Here is a 17,246-nt window from a genome sequence, read left to right as displayed (position 1 = left end):
TACGAAGCCGGCAGCGACTTCGTGCACTGCCGTACAGGCAGCTTAGAAAAAGTCTGGATTCAGCCCAGAGCATGACATGGTGTGCACTGCCGTACAGGCAGCTTAGAAAAGGCAACATTCGGGTGAACGGTGTTCCATATCGTGCACTGCCGTACAGGCAGCTTAGAAAATCAAGGCAGCTATCAAGCTGGGCCGTATCGGGTGCACTGCCGTACAGGCAGCTTAGAAATCGCCGGTGATATCTTGAGGGGTGAAAATTGGGTGCACTGCCGTACAGGCAGCTTAGAAAAGCCAGCAAGCCACATCACAAAGCAGATTCAGTGCACTGCCGTACAGGCAGCTTAGAAATTGATAGCGTTGGCTGCGTCCCACTTTTTGGCGTGCACTGCCGTACAGGCAGCTTAGAAAAACGCCGAGCACCTGCAGTTGACCCGCACCGGGTGCACTGCCGTACAGGCAGCTTAGAAAGCTGAGTAGCGTCACCTGCTGCGCCTGTCGGAGTGCACTGCCGTACAGGCAGCTTAGAAACCATTCAGCTTCCGCACGATGGCGATCGGGCTGTGCATTGCCGTACAGGCAACTTAGAAAGTAACCGGTTTGTGTCACCGGCGGACGGTACAGTGCACTGCCGTACAGGCAGCTTAGAAATTTTGCAGCGATTCCACCGAGTGCACTGCCGTACAGGCAGAATATAGGAAAAAGTAATATGTATTTGGTAGATTCCGGCAGTGATCAATAAGTGGATGATTTTATTTTTCTGATTGATGAATATTGACTCGGTTGCAACGGATTTCCCTGGAAAAACGTGGTAGAACGTTGGTGTCGCTGGCATTGATCTGCATTGCTTGTTATTTATTTTAATTGTAATTATTTCATTATGGATAAGAAATATAACAATGAAAAATACCCTCTCCCCCTCTGAGTTAAAAACAATATTGCACTCGAAACGAGCAAATTTGTATTACCTGCAATATTGTCGCGTTCTAGTGAATGGCGGCCGCGTCGAATATGTCACGGATGAAGGAAAGCAGTCCCTGTACTGGAATATCCCCATTGCCAACACCACCGCCATCATGTTGGGAACCGGAACCTCGGTCACGCAGGCTGCAATGCGTGAATTTGCTCGCGCCGGCGTTTTAGTCGGATTCTGTGGCGGCGGAGGGACACCCCTATTTGCTGCCAACGAAGTGGAAGTCGCCGTCTCGTGGCTGACTCCTCAGAGCGAGTATCGTCCTACGGAATACCTTCAGAACTGGGTAAGTTTTTGGTTCGATGAGGCAAAAAGGCTGGCGGCCGCCCGAATTTTTCAACAGGTGCGTATCGAGCAAATTAAACGACATTGGCTGGGTGCCCGAATGCAGCGCGAAGACGGTTTTGTATTGAATGAAGAGCGGTTATTGGCGTTGGTTGAGCGCTATCAGTCAAAGCTCAGCGAGAGTACAACGCACAATGAATTGATGTTGCAAGAAGCCGTAATGACTAAAGCGCTGTATAAGTTAGCGGCGGAAGCGGTCAGCTATGGCGATTTTATTCGCGCCAAGCGTGGTGGCGGCAGCGATCTGGCTAACCGTTTTCTCGATCACGGTAATTATCTGGCTTATGGGCTGGCGGCAACGGCAACCTGGGTGACCGGCTTGCCCCACGGTTTAGCCGTCTTGCATGGCAAAACGCGGCGCGGCGGGTTAGTTTTCGACGTGGCGGACTTGATAAAAGATGCATTGATTTTGCCCCAAGCCTTCATCGCGGCGATGGCGGGGGAAGAAGAGCAAGACTTTAGGCAACGTTGCCTGAATGGTTTTCAGCGTGCCGACGCATTGGATCTGATGATCGATACCTTACAAGAAACCGCCTTACGTTTAGGGGCGGGCACTTCATGAATATTCTGCTAATCTCGCAATGCAATAAGTTCGCACTCACTCAAACGCGTAAAATTCTTGATCAGTTCGCAGAACGAAAGGGTGATCGCACTTGGCAAACGGCTATTACTCTGCAGGGGCTGGACACGTTACGGCGCGCATTGCGTAAGACGGCGCGCCGAAATACTGCGGTTGCCTGCCACTGGATCCGGGGAGCTAATCAGACGGACCTGCTATGGGTGGTAGGCAATCCGCGCAGGTTTAACGTTCAGGGAACCGTGCCGACCAACAGCACCGCCCGCGATGTTTTGAAAAGCCAGGATGAGAACCACTGGCACAGCGCTGAGGCGATGGCCTTGATGGCGGGGATAGCCGGGCTGTTTCATGACTTTGGTAAAGCGAATGCGTTGTTTCAGGCGGGGTTGATACAAGCAGGGGCGAAACGGTTTCAGCCGTATCGCCACGAATGGATTTCTCTGCGTTTGTTCCAGGCCTTTGTCGGTCAGCGGCAAGATAAGCAGTGGTTGGCCGCGTTAGCTGAAATTACCGCAGAGGATGAACCGGCTCTATTACAGCGCTTGTATCGCGATAGGCAAGGGATGTCTGACAGCCCGTTCAAAACCTTACCTCCTTTGGCGCAGGTGATTGGCTGGCTGATAGTGGCTCACCATCGATTACCGGCATATCCCCGGCAAGATGATGCCGAACGTTATCGTGATACCCCAGACTTTGCTTGCAGTGACAGTTGGTTGGAAAATCAGCTTAACGCATGCTGGAACTCGACGAATCAGGATCACAGTGACTGGGAACCGAAGGATTTCGCTCAGGTATGGCAGTTCCCGCAAGGCACACCGCTGCGAAGTGCCTTATGGTGCGCGAAAGCGCAAAAGCTGGCCAAGCGCGCTCAACAACTTGGTTCATTGGTTCAATTCGGCAATCTGGATCAACAGTTTGCCGTTCATTTGGCGCGCTTGGCGCTGATGTTGGCGGATCACGTCTATTCCGCTGGGCCGGCGGTAACCGATTGGCAGGCGCCTGGGTATGCGGCATGGGCGAATACCGATCGTCAGACCGGCCAGCGTAAACAGCAGCTGGACGAACATAATATTGGCGTAGGGCAAGGCGCGTTGCTTTTAGGGCGCTTACTGCCGCATGTACGCAAAACGCTGCCCGCCATCACTCGCCACAAAGGCTTCAAACGCCGCTCTGCACACGAAAGATATCGCTGGCAGGACAAGGCCTACGACGTCGCGGCCGCACTGCGGCAGCGTTCGGTTAAACAAGGCTTTTTTGGCGTGAATATGGCGTCGACCGGCTGCGGAAAAACATTTGCTAACGCCCGAATCATGTATGCATTGGCGGATGAACAGGAGGGATGCCGTTTCAGTATTGCGCTTGGCCTGCGTACGTTGACGCTGCAAACTGGCGATGCGTTACGTGACCGGCTGCATTTACAAGACGACGATCTCGCCGTGATGATCGGTTCCACGGCCGTTCAGCAACTGCATAAGACCCCTGTTTCAGATGTCGGCAGCGTTTCCGCTGAGGCGCTATTTGCCGAACATCAGTATGTCCGTTACGACGGTTCGCTGGATGATGGCCGCCTGAGTCGCTGGCTGGCCCAGGATAGCCGCCTGCACAAGTTGATCAGTGCACCGGTCTTGGTCAGCACTATCGATTACCTCATCCCGGCGACGGAGGGCGTTCGCGGCGGGCGGCAAATAGCCCCGATGTTGCGCCTGCTCACCGCCGATCTGGTGCTGGATGAGCCGGATGACTTCGATATTGCTGACTTGCCGGCGCTCTGCCGTTTGGTTAACTGGGCAGGAATGCTGGGTACCCGCGTGTTGCTTTCGTCCGCGACGCTTCCCCCTGCGTTGGTGCAGGCGCTGTTTAACGCTTACTGCACCGGCAGACGCGAGTATCAACGTTCCTGCTCCGAGCCGGGCACCCCGCTGAACGTTTGCTGCGCCTGGTTCGATGAGCATGGCGCTATCAGTGCTGAGATCGATAAAGCGCCTAGGTTTTTAGATGAGCACACCCGTTTTGTCACGCAGCGTATCGGCAAGCTGGAACAGCTAACGCCTTTGCGTCAGGCGGAATTGTTGCCCGTCGTGGTTGCGGGGCGGCAAAAAGAGGTGGTGTTGGAGGCTGTTGCGGCCTGTTTGCACTCTGCCATTATCCAACTGCATCAGCATCACTGCCAGCAGCATACAAGCGGTAAGAGAGTCTCCATCGGCCTGATTCGCATGGCGAATATCGATCCGTTAGTGGCGGTAGCACAATGCTTGATGCAACTCGCTCCACCGGCCGGTTACCGCATTCATTATTGCGTTTACCACAGTCAGCATCCTTTGGCGATGCGTTCGCATATCGAACGGCGGCTGGATGCCACGCTGACGCGCCACCAACCGGAAGCATTATGGGAGGTAGAGGAGATCAAGCGGGCTGTCGCGTGTGATGATGAATCGAACCATCTTTTTGTCGTACTGGCTTCACCGGTCGCGGAGGTTGGGCGTGACTGGGATCTGGATTGGGCAATCGCCGAACCCAGCTCCATGCGCTCGCTTATCCAATTGGCGGGGCGTATTCAGCGGCACCGACAGCAGCCGCCGGTAACGCCTAATTTGTTAATTCTCAATAAAAACATTAAAGCGCTGCGCGAGCGAAATAACGAAGGCCTGGCGTATTGCCGGCCGGGGTTCGAATCCCGGCATTTCCGGTTAGCCAGCCACGATCTGCAGGCGTTGCTGTTACCTCAGCAGTACCAGTTCCCCAGCGCTATCCCACGGATCCGCGAACGGCAAGGCGCCGGTAAGGGGCCCCTGTTCGAGAATTTGGTCGATCTGGAGCATCGCCGGTTGTGGGAAACGTTACTGGGTACGCAGAAAACCATAGAAAGCGCCGCTCTGTGGTGGCGTTATCCCCTGAGCTGGAATGCTGAGATGCAACGGCGCTACCCATTCCGTCAGTCTGCCAAAGAAACACAGTATTACCTGTCTCTGGAGGAAGACGAAGAAAGCATGGTGTTTGTGAATCGCGACGCAGGCTCCAGCGGCAGTAAACAGAGCGGTGATTTTGACTACCCGAGTCTGGCATTAGTGGATGGCAACAGCCTTTGGATGGATAACGATTATCCGCAGCTATACCGCCGGCTGGCGGATACGCTGGGGATGGAATTTGCGCAGATCAGCGAGAGGTTTGGCGAAATCAATTTACGCAAGCTGGATGAGGACGACACCGATACGTGGCGCTTCCATCCGGCGCTTGGAGTGTTCCGCGCCCTCAAATGAGGGCGCGGGCTGCCTGTGCGGCAGTGTCATGCTTATGCTTTGCATATATTTCTAAGCTGCCCATAACGGCAGTGAAAAGAGTGTAGTGAAATCGTGTTAAAAACGCCACCTCACAACCAATTTTATACTTTGTATATAGGTGTTGATATTTCTCTTGTCGGAGTGTATTTTTTGCTCATGGTGAAATGAGGGTGAGTAAAAATGAAGCAACCAACCGGTCACAATTTTTATCTGGCATGCAGTTTGGTAATTGTGTGCATGGTTTTATTAAAACCCGTTTATATTCAACATAATAATGTTGATTTCACTCAGGGGAACAATAACTTCTTTTCTGTGATAACCCTGAACCGTTAAACAGCACAAGGAGCTCAATATGCCACAACAAGGACTGGCTTCTTTTATCGTGACCTACATAGAAGGGAGGCGAGAGCCCAAGCTGGAAGCCTTCGACAAGGACGCGCAAAAGAAGCTGGCGGCAGCAACGGAGGCCGAACAGGGTGTGTTGCAACAGCAGTTGGCGCAGGAACGGCGCGATCTGGAGCAGCGTTATGAGGTGCGGGCCTGGTTAACGGACGCCGCCGCGCGTGCCGGGCAAATTAGCCTGGTCACCCATGCCGCCAAATACACTCACAGCGATGCCAAAGGCAGCAGCGTGTATGGGGAGGTGGAAGGTGATGAACGTTACCTGTCGACGGCTACATTGCCAAAGCCAGCTGTGGATGCCGTCGGCAATGCCGCCGCGCTGGATGTTGCCAAACTGCTGCAAACTGAGCATCAAGGCGATTCTCTGCTGGCCTGCTTACAGCGGCAGGATTGTTCGGCGTTAGCTGAGCTGGCTGAAAATGCTGAGCAGCTTGAACAGTGGGTTCTCGGTTTTAGCCAGGCGCTGATGAACAAACAACCCAGTTCGCATAAGTTGGCCAAGCAGATCTATTTCCCGGTGGGGGACGATTATCATTTGCTGAGCCCGCTGTTTTCTTCCTCCCTTGCCCAGGCATTGCACGATCGTTTGCTGCACGTACGTTTCAGCGACGAAACCAAAGAGGTCAATCAGGCGCGCAGAGCGGGGCAGTGGCACCCGCAGCAGCTGACCTATTTCCCGCAGACGGCGGTGATGAATATGGGCGGCACCAAACCGCAGAATATTTCCTACCTTAACAGCGCACGTGGCGGCCGAGTGTGGCTGCTGCCATGTACGCCGCCGGACTGGCAAAGCCTGGATAAGCCGCCTTATGGCTGTAAATCCATATTTGATCGGCGCGGGCCGTTCAGCTATCTGGTACGTGGCATCGTGGCGCAGCTGAGGCATTTCTTGCTTGGGGTACAGGAGCGGGAAAGCACCAAAGAGATCCGTCGACGTCGCCAAGATTATATCGATCAGATCATCGACATGCTGTTTAACGTTGCAGCAGATATTCAACGTGAGGAATGGTGCGGCTGGAGCCGTAACGATAATTGCGAGCTGAAACCGGCGCAGCAGCTATGGCTCGATCCCTTCCGGAGTATGAACGACGAGCTGTTCAGAGCCGAACGGGAAAAGGAAGCGTGGCAGGTTGATATTGCCGATGACTTCGCCGTTTGGCTGAGTCGTCAGTTGAGTCGTGAATCGATGAATATGGGAATGGTGGAGCGCCGAGAGTGGCGCACTGCGCCGCTGTTCCGGCAACGGCTAAGAGAGCTGGAAGACGCGCTGGCGGAGGATCTCAAATGAGCCATGTGATCGTATTGCGTCATCTTCAGGTTGAGAATGCCAACGCGGTGGCGGGGTTGACCTACGGTTTTCCAGCCATCAGTCATTTCCTCGGCTATGTGCATGCGCTGTCGCGCAAGTTACAGGCCAGCCACGGCTTAATGCTGGGCGGTTGTGGTGTGATATGCCATCGGCGCCAAATTCATGCCTATTCATCGGGGCGTGACTACCAGTTCGCGTTGACGCGCAATCCATTGACTAAAGAGGCTAAAACCGCCGCCTTTAATGAAGAAGGGCGCATGCACATGACGGTCTCGCTGGTGATTGAATGCACCGGCGAAATTGCCAACGGCGATATTGGCTTGGATCAGTTGCAAGAACACCTTTACCGCTTATGCCAAACGCAAAAACTGGCCGGTGGCAGCATTACGCGGCTGCGTGGCGTGAGCGTGCGCGGCTATCCGCAGCAGCCAGATGACGTGCGGCGTTTAGTGTGCCGGTTGTTACCCGGCTTTGCCTTGTTGGACCGTTCAGAGCTGTTGCAGCAACATTTCACGGCGCTAAAACAATATCGGCCGCAGGCGGAAATGTTGGATGCCTGGCTCGACTTCGCCGCATTGAAAATGCAGGCGGTGCCCACTCATCAGGATAAAACGCCCGAAGTGGGAGACAAGGCTGATTGGGAATACGTAGGCAAACCTCAACCTGGCTATTTAGTGCCGCTGATGACGGGTTATCAGCGTATTTCTCCTCTCTACCCGGCGGGTGAAGTGCTGAATGCGCGCGATGCGTCAACGCCGTTCTGCTTCGCTGAAGCCGTTTACGGCGTGGGTGAATGGTGTGGTCTGCATCGTATTCACGATTTATCCGCGCTGTTCTGGCGCTATCAAACGACCGATAACGGCTATTACTGCCGTACCCCGTCTGCAGTGATTCCGCAGGATGATGAATCCGCTGACTCAATTTATCTCGACGACTTTTAAAGGATTATTGCAATGGCTAAATCAACGATTAAAACCGCTTCGGTGTTGGCATTTGAACGCAAATTGGCAAACTCGGACGCCATCATGTTGGCGGGCGAGTGGGGAACCGATAGCTGGCAGCCTGTCGGCATTAAAGAAAAGGCGGTGCGTGGGACTATCTCTAACCGCCTGAAAAACGCGATTACCAGCGATCCCGCCAAGCTTGATGCAGAAATTCAGAAGCCAAACCTGCAAACGGTTGATGTTGCGGCGCTGCCGCAAAATGCCGACACCCTAAAGGTGGCGTTCACGCTGCGCGTGTTGGGCAATTTGGCGATGCCGTCGGTCTGTAACGATCAGGACTATCAAAATGCGCTGCAGGCGGTGATCGAGGGCTATATCGCCGAGCATGGTTTTGGTGCTTTAGCCGCGCGTTATGCCGAGAACCTGGCGAATGGGCGCTTTTTGTGGCGTAACCGCGTGGGGGCTGAAAAGATCGTCGTGCGAGTGACCGGCAGTAAAACCTGGGAATTCAACGCGCATGACTACAGCCTGCGCGAGTTTAGTCAACCTAAGGGAGCGCTAGGCGAGCTGGCGGCAGAAATTGAGCGCGGCCTGGCGGGCGAAAGTTTTGCTTTGTTCAATGTCGAGGCGTTTGTACGCCTGGGGAATGGGCAGGAAATTTTCCCTTCTCAGGAGCTGGTATTAGACAGCAACAGTAAGAAAAGTAAGTTGCTGTATCAGGTAGATGGCGTTGCCGCGATGCACTCGCAGAAAGTCGGTAACGCTTTACGCACTATCGATACCTGGCATTCTCAGGCGGATTCTCTTGGCGCGATCGCCGTAGAACCTTATGGGTCGGTGACCAGCCGTGGCATCGCCTGCCGTCAGCCAAAGGAAAAGATGGATTTTTACACGCTACTCGACCGCTGGGTGATTAAAGAGGAGAAACCGTCGGTTGAACAGCAGCACTACGTGATGGCGGTGCTGATCCGTGGCGGCGTATTTGGCGAAAAAGGCGAATAAGGGGATACCATGGATCATTATCAGGACGTCCGCGTATTGCCCGATCCTGAGTTCAGCGAACCCACTCTGTTGTCGGCATTGTTCGCCAAGTTGCATCGGGCGCTGGCTGCCTATGGCAAAGGTGATATCGGTATCAGCTTTCCGCAGATGCAACGTACGCCGGGCGCCATTTTGCGGTTGCATGGCCGCCACGATGCGCTGACGGCGCTGGGGGGATTCGACTGGCTTAAAGGACTGCGGGACTATACCGACCTATCGCCCATCCAGGCCGTACCTGCTGAGACGGCGTTTCGTACGGTCAGCAGAGTTCAGGTAAAGAGTAGCGTAGAGCGTATACGCCGCCGGGCCGTCAATAAAGGTTGGCTGACTGAAGAACAGGCACGGGAAAGAATACCGATGGCGAACGAGCAGCGAACCTCATTGCCCTTTATTGCCTTGAAAAGTCTCTCCACCGGACAACATTTTCGCTTGTTCGTGAAACAGGGCCAATTACAGGAAAAACCAACGCCGGGCGTTTTTAGTTTCTATGGGTTGAGCGCGTCCGCTACGGTGCCTTGGTTTTAACCCTTTTTTTTCGTTCAGAGGTAACACATTGATTTTGTTGCCTCTGAACGGTATCTGAAAAATTAGGGGTAAACCGAGGTATTTGCCTGTTGTTCTTTAATAATCAGATCGTTAGTGATTTTTTCGTTCAGTTCACTGCCGTATAGGCAGCTTAGAAATATCTGATGCAGGAGTTACCTGCATAGACCATGTTCACTGCCGTATAGGCAGCTTAGAAAATTACTCGCTCTCCAACCATGCCAACCATTTCGTTCACTGCCGTATAGGCAGCTTAGAAAACCGCGCTGATAATTCTGCGTCCGATTTAAATGTTCACTGCCGTATAGGCAGCTTAGAAAATTGTAGTCGTTGTAAACTACGTCGGCCTGCTGTTCACTGCCGTATAGGCAGCTTAGAAAGTCAAATGTTCGGGTGGTAGCGTCTTTCACCTGTTCACTGCCGTATAGGCAGCTTAGAAACAGATGCGAGCGCTTCGTGCTGAGCGTCACCAGTTCACTGCCGTATAGGCAGCTTAGAAAAGTCAGGTTCTTCGATTTGGGGAACCCGCTGCGTTCACTGCCGTATAGGCAGCTTAGAAAAGATGGCATCTTGCGGAATTCAGGCGGTACTCTGTTCACTGCCGTATAGGCAGCTTAGAAAATCTGCAACCCTATCCGGATCAGCTTCTCGTCGTTCACTGCCGTATAGGCAGCTTAGAAAATCATGTCGCCCAACGAAGCCCGCCGAAAAGAGTTCACTGCCGTATAGGCAGCTTAGAAAAAAGCTGGTAGTCAACAATAAGGGGTAATTTATGTTCACTGCCGTATAGGCAGCTTAGAAAGCTGTTTGTTTTCTTTGCTGGCATTACTTCTGGTTCACTGCCGTATAGGCAGCTTAGAAAAGAACCGCATCTTGCTTACCAGTTCCTTGATCGTTCACTGCCGTATAGGCAGCTTAGAAATTGGAGCGAGTGGGCCGGGATGCGAATACCGGGTTCACTGCCGTATAGGCAGCTTAGAAACACCGGTTGCTGGTGGTGATTCTCTGTATCTACGTTCACTGCCGTATAGGCAGCTTAGAAATGAAGCATGACACCTTAGCTGGGATGCAGGAGGTTCACTGCCGTATAGGCAGCTTAGAAATGGCCGGGAGGGAACCCGGCTATTTGTACAACGTTCACTGCCGTATAGGCAGCTTAGAAACATGCTTCAGCAGTGTTCCAATGGCCGCCGGCGTTCACTGCCGTATAGGCAGCTTAGAAACATCAGCGCTGACGCATTGGCATTCAAAACCAGTTCACTGCCGTATAGGCAGCTTAGAAATCCAGTGTATCGGCCTCCGTTGCGCGGGATTCGTTCACTGCCGTATAGGCAGCTTAGAAAAGCCAGAACGCCGGCATTGATGCGCTGCAGCGGTTCACTGCCGTATAGGCAGCTTAGAAAAACAGCATGGCCAGCCGATCTTGTTCGTCAGCGTTCACTGCCGTATAGGCAGCTTAGAAATCCGCCAGAACCCGCCGAGCACGAGGTCAACGGTTCACTGCCGTATAGGCAGCTTAGAAAAGGGGGATGCATGACACTAACGACTGAGCAGTGTTCACTGCCGTATAGGCAGCTTAGAAATGATCATCTTTGCCGACGCAGACAAGAACGCAGTTCACTGCCGTATAGGCAGCTTAGAAAAACGCGCGCGCCGTGGCCTGGGAAATGCGCTAGTTCACTGCCGTATAGGCAGCTTAGAAAACAGGAGCAGACGGAGGAACTTACAACCGGATGTTCACTGCCGTATAGGCAGCTTAGAAACTATCAGCGGCGCTGGTATGAGGCGGGGCTGTCGTTCACTGCCGTATAGGCAGCTTAGAAATTATCCATCACCTGCTCTGGCGCACCTTTGCGGTTCACTGCCGTATAGGCAGCTTAGAAAATCACCGCGGCGTAATATGGTGCCCTTATTGAGTTCACTGCCGTATAGGCAGCTTAGAAAAGCACAGCTCCGGCAACGTCAGCTGGTGGGATGTTCACTGCCGTATAGGCAGCTTAGAAAGGTATTGCCGTACCTGATGAAATAGACATTCTGTTCACTGCCGTATAGGCAGCTTAGAAACATGCCACCCTGTCCGTGGCCAATGATGTGATGTTCACTGCCGTATAGGCAGCTTAGAAAGTGGTAAGTCCTCAACAGCAAGCCGCCGGCATGTTCACTGCCGTATAGGCAGCTTAGAAAATGCGGGGCTTTATTTTTACCACAAATACCGTGTTCACTGCCGTATAGGCAGCTTAGAAAATGGCAACCAGGCGCCCGCCTACTCTCTGATTGTTCACTGCCGTATAGGCAGCTTAGAAATGAATGCCCCCATCATTGAGGCTAACGGGCAGGTTCACTGCCGTATAGGCAGCTTAGAAAAATTAAACCGTGCTCAGGTGATATCAGAGGTAGTTCACTGCCGTATAGGCAGCTTAGAAAGCAAGGGATGTCGTCCAATCTCCTGCGGTGTTGTTCACTGCCGTATAGGCAGCTTAGAAAGAAATAGACGACCGCCTCTACAGCGATGCTGTGTTCACTGCCGTATAGGCAGCTTAGAAAAATCGATAAGGAGTATATGCCTCGCGCTGAAAGTTCACTGCCGTATAGGCAGCTTAGAAATATTACTCCACACTTATGAAATGGCGCCGATCGTTCACTGCCGTATAGGCAGCTTAGAAATCGGAAAGCTGCTCTGTGATGGTCATCACATGGTTCACTGCCGTATAGGCAGCTTAGAAATGATCGGCGTTGGTGTAGCGGAAAAACTGCGTGTTCACTGCCGTATAGGCAGCTTAGAAAACCGATTTGATGCGTCCTGTCATGCAGCACGGGTTCACTGCCGTATAGGCAGCTTAGAAATCAACCCCATCACCAGCTACCATTACTGCATAGTTCACTGCCGTATAGGCAGCTTAGAAATCACATGCCGGGCAAATCGCCGTATCAGATTAGTTCACTGCCGTATAGGCAGCTTAGAAAAAATTTCCAAGAAACAGAGGTGTCCCCAATTTGTTCACTGCCGTATAGGCAGCTTAGAAAGGCCTTCACTAATCTGATTTGGAGTTCTGCTAGTTCACTGCCGTATAGGCAGCTTAGAAATGTGCGAAATGCTTCATGATGATTGGGCGGGAGTTCACTGCCGTATAGGCAGCTTAGAAAACAGAACTGCAGCGTGCCGCGCAGCCGGCCGTGTTCACTGCCGTATAGGCAGCTTAGAAATCTGGGGAATATACAAATCCATACCGCATCATGTTCACTGCCGTATAGGCAGCTTAGAAAATCGAGGAAAATCACTTTTGTGGCGCATCGCAGTTCACTGCCGTATAGGCAGCTTAGAAATGTGCGGCCTGCTCACGCCCTGCCTTGCGTATGTTCACTGCCGTATAGGCAGCTTAGAAATGGCTCATGTCGATAACGCCAGAAAATGAAAAGTTCACTGCCGTATAGGCAGCTTAGAAAAAGGGATAATCCATTAACCAACAACTGAACATGTTCACTGCCGCATAGGCAGCTTAGAAAGATCGAGGATGAAACCGGCGCCGTCGACTGGCGTTCACTGCCGCATAGGCAGCTTAGAAAACCGGATTGCTGAGTGGTCAGTGCCGCGATCGGTTCACTGCCGCATAGGCAGCTTAGAAATTTAAAAGGCATAAACTATACTCCCTGCATAGTTCACTGCCGTATAGGCAGCTTAGAAATATGGCAATTCCGCCTCAGTTCCGCCAGAAACGTTCACTGCCGTATAGGCAGCTTAGAAATTCGGCGGCCGGCCGCGAGCGTCTTGCCATCAGTTCACTGCCGTCCAGGCAGGTCGAATAGAAGGGATAAAACTTTACCGACACCTGTTAACGGGGAAGCAAATACGCCAACGACAGTGGCGGGTGATTCACCAGCCGCTCTTTTTGTATTTTGCTCAGCTGTTTGACGCGGTATTCCAGCTTCAGCGCCGTTGAGCGATCCCCCACCTGGCAGTGAAACGCCAGCGTCAGCTCCCCTTTGCCGCGCAGCGCCTTGGCACCTTTGCCGGCCTGATGCTGCGCCAGACGGCGCGCCACGTCGGTGGTGATGCCGGTATACAGTATGCCGCTCGGTAAACGCAGCATATAGAGGTGCCAGGGAGTGGGGGTAGTGTCGGTCATCGTACGCCGTTTCGGTGGCCAGGGTCGGCGTATGATGGCATGTTCGCCATCACAATCCCATCCCCGGCCGCCGGTGCCTTACCGCTTTACCCCTTTTTTCCCGCCAGCTCGAAACGCGGCGAGACGATGCCGTACAGCGTCCAGCCGAGGAAGGTGGCGATGGCGCCCCACATCATCGCTTCCTCACCGGAGCTGTAAAGCGCATAGAAGCTGTACAGCGCGCCGATGCCGGCGATGATATTGGCGATGCGCGCCTTGTTGTCCGGCACCTTCGCCACTTTCTGAATAATGACCAACGCCGCCATCGACAGGATGTACGGGATGATGTTGGTCACCACCGCCAGGTTCACCAGCACGTTGAACTGCTTGTTCAGCGACGGGCTGATAGTCATCAGCGACAGGCCGCTCTGGATGACGACGATGGTCAGCATGCCTTTAACCGGCGCGTCGGCCTTGCTCAGCCTGGAGAAGATTTTCGGGAAGAAGCCGCTGTCGGCGGAGGATTTGAACACCTGAGCGATGGTGAACTGCCAGCCGAGCAGCGAGCCGACGCAGGACATCACCATCAACGCCATGATGATCTTGCCGACCGTCGGGTTGAACATGTGGGAGAACGCCAGCCCGAACGGGGCGGTGGAGTTGGCCAGATCCATGTTCGGCACGATGCCGGCGATCACGTTGGTCGAAACGATATAGATCACCGCCGCGCTGAGGGTGCCGCCCAGTACGGCGATCGGCACGTTGCGCTCCGGATTTTCCACCACGTCGGTGTTGGCGCAGGCGGATTCCAGCCCCAGGAATGCCCACAAGGTCATCGAGATCGAGGCGCCGATGGCTTCGAAGGTCGGCACCTGATGCGGGTTCCAGGCGGCGACGTAGGCGTTGCCGCTGAACCAGTACCAGCCGATGACCGAGATGCCCACCACTGGGATGATCACGCCCCAGACGGTGATGCCGCTGATTTTGCCGGTGATGCGTGCGCCGCCGAAGTTGGCGACGGTCGCAAGCCACAGCACGCCGATGGTGGCGATGCAGATCCCGAGCGGGCTGAGCGTAGCGCCAAACAGCTCGGTGCCGTAGCCGACGGCGGAAATGGCGATGGCGATATTGGCGATCAGCAGCGAAACGCCATAGGTGTAGTTCGCCATAAAGTTGCCTGATTTACCGAAGGCGTATTCGGCGTAGCCGCCCATGCCGCCGGATTTACGGCTGAACATGCCGCATTTGGCGAAGGCGTAGGCCAGCGCCATCGAGCCGACGGCGGTCACCAGCCAGGAAACGATCGAAATCGTGCCCACTTCGGCCAACTTGGTCGGCAGCATAATTATGCCGGAACCCATCATATTCACGGCGGTCAGGATCGTTAATTGCACGACCCCCATTTTATTATTGGACTTACTCATGATCATTTTCTCTTTTAGGATGCGATCCGGGCGGCGAGAATAATCACCGCCCCGTAAGGTGATTAATTTTTCATGACGTAGCCGTAAGCGCGGTTCCAGCCGTCCTCATCCTGTTGGATATAAACGCCCTGCAATTCCGGCGCGAATCCCGGCAATAAGTTGATGCCTTCTTCCAGTGCCAGGAAATAACGCTGCGCGGCGCCGCCCCAAATTTCGCCGGGCACCACGCACAGCACGCCTGGTGGGTAAGGCAGGGCGCCTTCGGCGGCGATGCGGCCCTCGGCCTTGGCCAGCGACACCAATTCCACATTGCCGCGCACGAACTCGGTATTGGCGTCCTGCGGGTTCATCACCACGCGTGGGAAATAGCTTTTGCGGAACATCTCTTTTTGCAGTTCTTTAACGTCATAGCTGACGTAAAGGTCGTGCATTTCCTGGCACAGCTGGCGGATGGTGTAGTTTTTGTAGCGCTGCTGGTGGTTTTTATAGACCGCAGGCAGCACCTCGCTGAGCAATGAGTTTTGCTCGATGTGCTTCTCGAAGCGGGCGATCAGGGCCACCAGATGCTGCATCTTGGCGATGTCTTCCGCCGGCGTCAGCAGGAACAGGATCGAGTTGAGATCGCATTTTTCCGGCACGATGCCGTTTTCACGCAGGTAGTTGGCCAGAATGGTCGCCGGGATGCCGAACTCGCTGTAGCTGCCGGTGGCGGTATCGATGCCCGGCGTGGTGAGCAGCAGTTTGCACGGATCGACGAAGTACTGCGACTCGGCATAGCCCTCAAAGGCGTGCCACTTCTCGCCGGGCACGAAGTTGAAGAAGCGCAGATCGTTGGCCATCGCCGCGGTGTCATAGGCCTGCCACGGCTTGCCGTCGATCTGATCCGGCACGAACGGTTTGATCAGCGTGCAGGTATCCAGCAGCATTTTGCGCGCTTCGATACCCACGCGCACGCACTCCTGCCACAGGCGCTGGCCGCTTTTGCCCTCGTGCATCTTGGCGTTGACGTCCAGCGCGGCGAACAGCGGGTAGAACGGGCTGGTGGAGGCGTGCAGCATAAAGGCGTTGTTGAAGCGCTTGTGGTTGCAGTAGCGGCTCTGCCCCTTGATGTGCTTGTCTTTTTTGTGGATCTGCGAGGTCTGCGAGAAACCGGCCTGCTGTTTGTGCACCGACTGGGTGACGATGATGCCGGGATCGTTTTCGTTCAGTTCCAGCAGCAGTGGCGAGCAGTCTTTCATCATCGGAATGAACTGCTCATAGCCCACCCAGGCGGAGTCGAACAGGATGTAGTCGCACAGGTGGCCAATTTTGTCGACCACCTGGCGGGCGTTGTAGATGGTGCCGTCGTAGGTGCCGAGCTGGATGATCGCCAGGCGGAACGGGCGAGCCTCGTTGGCGCGTTCCGGCGCCACTTCGCGGATCTGCTGGCGCAGGTAGCGTTCGTCGAAGCAGTGCGCGTCGATGCCGCCGATAAAGCCGAACGGGTTACGGGCGGTTTCCAGGTAAACCGGCGTAGCGCCGGCCTGGATCAACGCGCCGTGGTGGTTGGATTTATGGTTGTTGCGGTCGAACAGCACCAGGTCGCCGCGCGTCAGCAGGGCGTTGGTCGCCACCTTGTTCGAGGCCGAGGTGCCGTTGAGCACGAAGTAGGTCTTGTCGGCGTTGAACACCTTGGCGGCGTGCTGCTGCGCGGCGCAAGGCGCGCCTTCGTGGATCAACAGGTCGCCCAGTTTGACGTCGGCGTTGCACATGTCGGAGCGGAAAATCGTTTCGCCGTAGAAGTCGAAGAACTGGCGGCCCGCCGGGTGTTTGCGGAAGAACTCGCCGCCCTGGTGGCCGGGGCAGGCGAAGGTGGCGTTGCCCATTTCCACATACTGCGTCAGCGTGTTGAAGAACGGCGGCAGCAGCTCGCTCTCATATTTGGCGGCGGCGGCTTCCAGCTGTTTGCCGTAGAACTGGGTATTCTTGCCGCACAGCTCAAACACGCCATGCAGCGCCGGCAAGACGGCGTTATCCAGTTCTTCTTCGCAGCAGACGGCGACGAACAGCGGAATGTTCAGGCCGTGTTCTTCGATGCGCGCCACCATGCCTTGCGCGACGTCGTCTACCGACAGCACGATGGCGGCGACGTCATTGAAATCGCTGTGATGCACATCGACGATGTCGCGTTCAGTTTCAAAGCAGCCGAGGGTTTGGGTGTTGGCGGCAATTTTTAGTTTTTTCATTTTTCTCATTCTTCAGGCAAAGGCATTCCGCCGACAAATAATTTCATTTGCCGCTAACGCCTTCACGAAAATAAAGGTGTGCGAG

The 17,246-nt window shown here is 54.3% G+C and carries 9 protein-coding genes and 2 CRISPR repeat arrays (1 of these 11 only partly in view); of the genes, 6 read left to right on the top strand and 3 right to left on the bottom strand.

Features of this window, described 5'->3' with window-relative positions; translation table 11 throughout:
* Positions 1–696: a CRISPR direct-repeat array (repeat unit 28 nt; unit sequence GTGCACTGCCGTACAGGCAGCTTAGAAA); it reaches 159 nt to the left of the window's first position.
* 200 nt (positions 697–896) lie between these two features.
* From cas1f to cas6f, 6 genes are all read left to right on the top strand, one after another.
* Positions 897–1,877, top strand: a complete 981-nt coding sequence (gene cas1f / locus ACMGF7_RS05640; RefSeq protein WP_164123605.1) for a type I-F CRISPR-associated endonuclease Cas1f — start codon at positions 897–899, stop codon at positions 1,875–1,877.
* Complete coding sequence (gene cas3f / locus ACMGF7_RS05635) at positions 1,874–5,149, top strand: type I-F CRISPR-associated helicase Cas3f (RefSeq protein WP_325994719.1); 3,276 nt, start codon at positions 1,874–1,876, stop codon at positions 5,147–5,149. Before cas1f ends, cas3f begins: the two co-directional genes overlap by 4 nt.
* A 373-nt stretch (positions 5,150–5,522) precedes the next feature.
* Entirely contained in the window at positions 5,523–6,860 is a 1,338-nt protein-coding gene (gene csy1, locus ACMGF7_RS05630) for a type I-F CRISPR-associated protein Csy1 (RefSeq protein WP_277496106.1), read from the top strand.
* A complete protein-coding gene (csy2, locus tag ACMGF7_RS05625; RefSeq protein WP_277496104.1) occupies positions 6,857–7,822 on the top strand; it encodes a type I-F CRISPR-associated protein Csy2 in 966 nt (321 codons plus the stop codon). The genes csy1 and csy2 overlap by 4 nt, the downstream gene beginning before the upstream one ends.
* Positions 7,823–7,834: 12 nt before the next feature.
* A complete protein-coding gene (gene csy3, locus ACMGF7_RS05620) occupies positions 7,835–8,827 on the top strand; it encodes a type I-F CRISPR-associated protein Csy3 (protein ID WP_277496103.1) in 993 nt (330 codons plus the stop codon).
* Positions 8,828–8,836: 9 nt separating this feature from the next.
* On the top strand, positions 8,837–9,391 hold the full coding sequence (cas6f, locus tag ACMGF7_RS05615; RefSeq protein ID WP_325994717.1) for a type I-F CRISPR-associated endoribonuclease Cas6/Csy4: 555 nt from the start codon (positions 8,837–8,839) through the stop codon (positions 9,389–9,391).
* Between the two features lie 130 nt (positions 9,392–9,521).
* Positions 9,522–13,152: a CRISPR direct-repeat array (repeat unit 28 nt; unit sequence GTTCACTGCCGTATAGGCAGCTTAGAAA).
* An 87-nt stretch (positions 13,153–13,239) separates the two neighbouring features.
* On the opposite strand, the gene ACMGF7_RS05610 is transcribed toward cas6f, so the two are convergent.
* From ACMGF7_RS05610 to speF, 3 genes are all read right to left on the bottom strand, one after another.
* Entirely contained in the window at positions 13,240–13,533 is a 294-nt protein-coding gene (locus tag ACMGF7_RS05610) for a GIY-YIG nuclease family protein (protein ID WP_325994716.1), read from the bottom strand.
* Positions 13,534–13,619: 86 nt separating this feature from the next.
* Positions 13,620–14,936: a putrescine-ornithine antiporter gene (gene potE / locus ACMGF7_RS05605; RefSeq protein WP_325994715.1), complete on the bottom strand. Its 1,317-nt coding sequence runs from the start codon at positions 14,934–14,936 to the stop codon at positions 13,620–13,622.
* A gap of 62 nt (positions 14,937–14,998) precedes the next feature.
* Entirely contained in the window at positions 14,999–17,161 is a 2,163-nt protein-coding gene (gene speF / locus ACMGF7_RS05600) for an ornithine decarboxylase SpeF (RefSeq protein ID WP_420286389.1), read from the bottom strand.
* Between the last annotated feature and the right edge of the window lie 85 nt (positions 17,162–17,246).

This window comes from Serratia sp. BNK-17, assembly GCF_048684935.1.
Taxonomy (GTDB): Bacteria; Pseudomonadota; Gammaproteobacteria; order Enterobacterales; family Enterobacteriaceae; genus Serratia; species Serratia nematodiphila.
The sequence above is the reverse complement of the archived record's forward strand: the minus strand, read 5'-3'. Positions and strand labels throughout refer to the sequence as shown.